This window comes from Clostridium bowmanii (genome assembly GCF_018861315.1).
GTDB lineage: Bacteria > Bacillota > Clostridia > Clostridiales > Clostridiaceae > Clostridium_AD > Clostridium_AD bowmanii.
The window spans coordinates 1-3,407 of sequence record NZ_JAHLDL010000078.1; the positions used below are offsets into that span (position 1 = coordinate 1).

Genomic DNA, 3,407 nt, shown 5'->3' on the forward strand with positions numbered 1-3,407 from the left:
AGTTTGTAGTATTGTTGAAAATACAAGTAAAAAATACCCTAAAATTAAATATAGGGATTTTATAATATATTGTGCGGAGTATAAGTTGTAACTAATATACTATTATTTTCATAGTTATATACTAATACTTTAAATTTTCTCAGGAGGCAAACTATGAAAGGAATCATTTTAGCAGGAGGATCTGGCACACGTCTATACCAAATAACTAAATCAATCTCAAAACAAATATTACCTATATATGATAAACCTATGATATATTATCCGTTATCAGTATTAATGCTTGCTGGTATAAAAGAAATATTAATTATTTCAACTCCTAGAGATATTACTTCTTTTAAGGAATTACTCTCCGATGGCAGTTTTTTAGGTATTAATTTACAGTATGCCATTCAGCCCTATCCTAGAGGGATAGCCGATGCGTTTATAGTAGGTGAAGAATTTATAGGAAGTGATAGTGTAGCTTTAATCCTTGGAGATAACATATTTCATGGCTATGGCTTTACCCAGAGACTTAAAATTGCTGCAAACAGAAAAGAAGGGGCAACTATTTTTGGATACCATGTAAGTAATCCAAAAGAATTTGGAGTAATCGAATTTGATGAAGCCAATAATATATTATCCATTGAAGAAAAACCAGAATACCCAAAATCAAATTATGCTATTTCTGGTCTGTATTTTTATGACAATAACGTAATAAGCATCGCTAAAAGCATTCAACCCTCTGCTAGAGGTGAAATAGAAATTACAGCAGTAAATAATGAATATTTAAATAGAGGTAATTTAAAAGTAGAGTTACTTGGTAGAGGCATGGCCTGGCTTGATACAGGAACTCATAGAGGACTACTCGACGCAGCAAATTTTGTGGAAGCTGTTCAAACAAGGCAAGGCTTATATATAGCTTGTATAGAGGAAATAGCATATATTAATGGCTTTATAGATAGAGAGCAACTCTTGAAAATAGCTGAACCACTAATAAAAACAGAATATGGTAAATATTTAATTAATATTGCTTATACTAACATTGAAACAATGTCATATATATTGCCACTTTAAAGTAATTAATGGAGAATCTATATGGGTAAGTTTAATTTCATAGAAACAGAAATATCAATTTAATGTAGAGGAGGAGATATATAGATGAAAACTTATTTAGTAACTGGAGGAGCTGGGTTTATAGGCTCGAATTTTATTTACTATATGTTTAATAAATACTCAGATATAAAAATAATAAATTTAGATAAATTAACTTATGCAGGTAATTTAGATAACTTGAAAAGATTAGAAAACAATACAGATTATACTTTTGTTCGGGGAGACATATGCGATAAAAAATTAATAAATGATATATTTTCTGAAAATGACATCGACTACGTTGTAAACTTCGCAGCAGAAACCCATGTGGACAGAAGTATAAAAGATGCTGAACCCTTTGTTAAAACTAATGTGCTCGGCACAGTTACCCTTCTAAATGCTGCTAAAAATTCATGGTTAACAAGTGATGGTTTTAAACAGAAAAAGAAGTTCTTACAAATATCTACAGATGAGGTTTACGGCTCTCTTGGAGCTACAGGATATTTTACTGAAACGACCCCTCTAGACCCCCATAGCCCATATTCCTCAAGTAAAGCTTCCGCTGATTTAATGGTAAGAGCATACTTTGATACCTACAATATGCCGATTAATATAACGAGATGTTCAAATAATTATGGAGCATACCAATTCCCAGAAAAATTAATACCTCTATTAATTAGTAACTGTTTAAATCATGAGGATTTACCCATATATGGGCGTGGGATGAATATAAGAGACTGGCTTTTTGTTGAAGACCACTGCAGGGCTATAGATATAGTTATTAGAAATGGTAAATTCGGGGAAATTTATAATATCGGTGGACACAATGAAAGAAGCAACATACAAATAGTTAAGAAAATTATAAATTATATAAATATAAACAAGGATAAAGAGGTTACCGAAGAGCTAATTACTTATGTAGTAGATAGAAAAGGCCATGACAAGCGATATGGTATAGACCCAAAGAAAATTACAGAAGAATTAGGATGGTATCCAGAAACTACCTTTGATATAGGAATAGAGAAAACAATTGAATGGTATTTACAAAATAAAGAGTGGCTGAGTAATATAGCCTCCAGTGAGTATTTAAAATAAAGGAGTGTACATCATGAAAATATTAATTACTGGAGCAAATGGGCAACTTGGCAGAGAACTCACAAAACAGTACAAAAAGGATAGTAATATAGATTTAACACTTACAGATATGGCACAATTAGACATAACAATAGTAGAAGATGTATATTGTTTTATAAATATCTGCAAACCAGATATAATAATAAATTGTGCCGCATTTACTGATGTAGATAAATGTGAAACAGAAGTAGATTTAGCATATAAGGTAAATACCCTAGGTCCGAAAAATTTAGCAATGGCAGCAAATGAAATTGGAGCAGAAATTGTTCATATTTCAACAGATTATGTTTTTGCAGGTACTGAGCATAAACAACTTACAGAATTCGATTTTGTAAATCCACAAACCATATATGGTAAAACTAAGTTGCAAGGTGAAATACTAGTTACTAGACACAACCCTAAACACTATATATTGAGAACAGCCTGGCTTTATGGAGATGGTAATAACTTTACACGGACTATGATAAATTTAAGCAAAACTAATGCTGAAATTAAGGTAGTAAATGATCAAATGGGAACCCCTACCAGTACTGTGGATGTGGCTAGAGTTATAATAGAACTAGTAAAATATAAAAATTATGGTCTTTTTCATTGTACGTGTAAAGGAGAATGCACATGGTACGAATTAACTAAGGAGATATTTAGACTTAAAGGTATTAATACAAAAGTGTTACCCTGTTCTACTGAAGAGTTTGCAAGAGAAGCTAAAAGGCCGAAGTTTTCAGTGCTTAGAAATTATATGTTAGAACTTACTGGTAGTGATATAACAAGAAATTGGCAAGTAGCACTAGATGATTATCTTAAATAGCCTTTTCTATTGGCTTTTGCCTAACTATTTTATTTAGTATTTGAGCAGGGTTCCTTATATACTGCTCATTTTTTGTTAAATTATTACAATATTGTCTCAATGCAATAAATACTTATTTCTTTTATGTTAAATTCCTTTGTCTTTTTATTTTAATAATGATATTTGTTTTATTTATAGTAGCATTCTATTTTTATTGGAATAAAATATATTAGCAGTTTGTACAAATTATACTGCTAGACCAGCTAATTAAATTCAACTATAAATTCAAAAAAATAGTTATTAATTTTAATGCACAACAAAAATACCATTAAGAAACACGAACAATGGTAAATTTAGTAATTATTTATATTAAACTAAGCTACCGACCTAGAGTTATTCTCTAAGTACATTCTTT

3 protein-coding genes are annotated in these 3,407 nt (G+C 30.5%); all 3 read left to right on the top strand.

Annotated elements, in window-relative coordinates; all coding sequences use genetic code 11:
• The first annotated feature begins 153 nt into the window (after positions 1 to 153).
• The 3 genes from rfbA (at position 154) to rfbD (ending at position 3,013) form a co-directional block, all read left to right on the top strand.
• Positions 154 to 1,053: a glucose-1-phosphate thymidylyltransferase RfbA gene (gene rfbA / locus KPL51_RS22775; RefSeq protein WP_216166676.1), complete on the top strand. Its 900-nt coding sequence runs from the start codon at positions 154 to 156 to the stop codon at positions 1,051 to 1,053.
• Positions 1,054 to 1,137: 84 nt separating this feature from the next.
• A complete protein-coding gene (gene rfbB / locus KPL51_RS22780; protein ID WP_216166678.1) occupies positions 1,138 to 2,166 on the top strand; it encodes a dTDP-glucose 4,6-dehydratase in 1,029 nt (342 codons plus the stop codon).
• A gap of 13 nt (positions 2,167 to 2,179) precedes the next feature.
• Positions 2,180 to 3,013, top strand: coding sequence for a dTDP-4-dehydrorhamnose reductase (rfbD, locus tag KPL51_RS22785; protein ID WP_216166680.1), 834 nt, complete (start codon positions 2,180 to 2,182; stop codon positions 3,011 to 3,013).
• The last annotated feature ends 394 nt before the right edge of the window (positions 3,014 to 3,407 follow it).

Coding starts and splice junctions, on each gene's coding strand:
- rfbA (WP_216166676.1), top strand. CDS start 154: ATGAAAGGAATCATTTTAGCAGGAGGATCTGGCACACGTCTATACCAA.
- rfbD (WP_216166680.1), top strand. CDS start 2,180: ATGAAAATATTAATTACTGGAGCAAATGGGCAACTTGGCAGAGAACTC.
- rfbB (WP_216166678.1), top strand. CDS start 1,138: ATGAAAACTTATTTAGTAACTGGAGGAGCTGGGTTTATAGGCTCGAAT.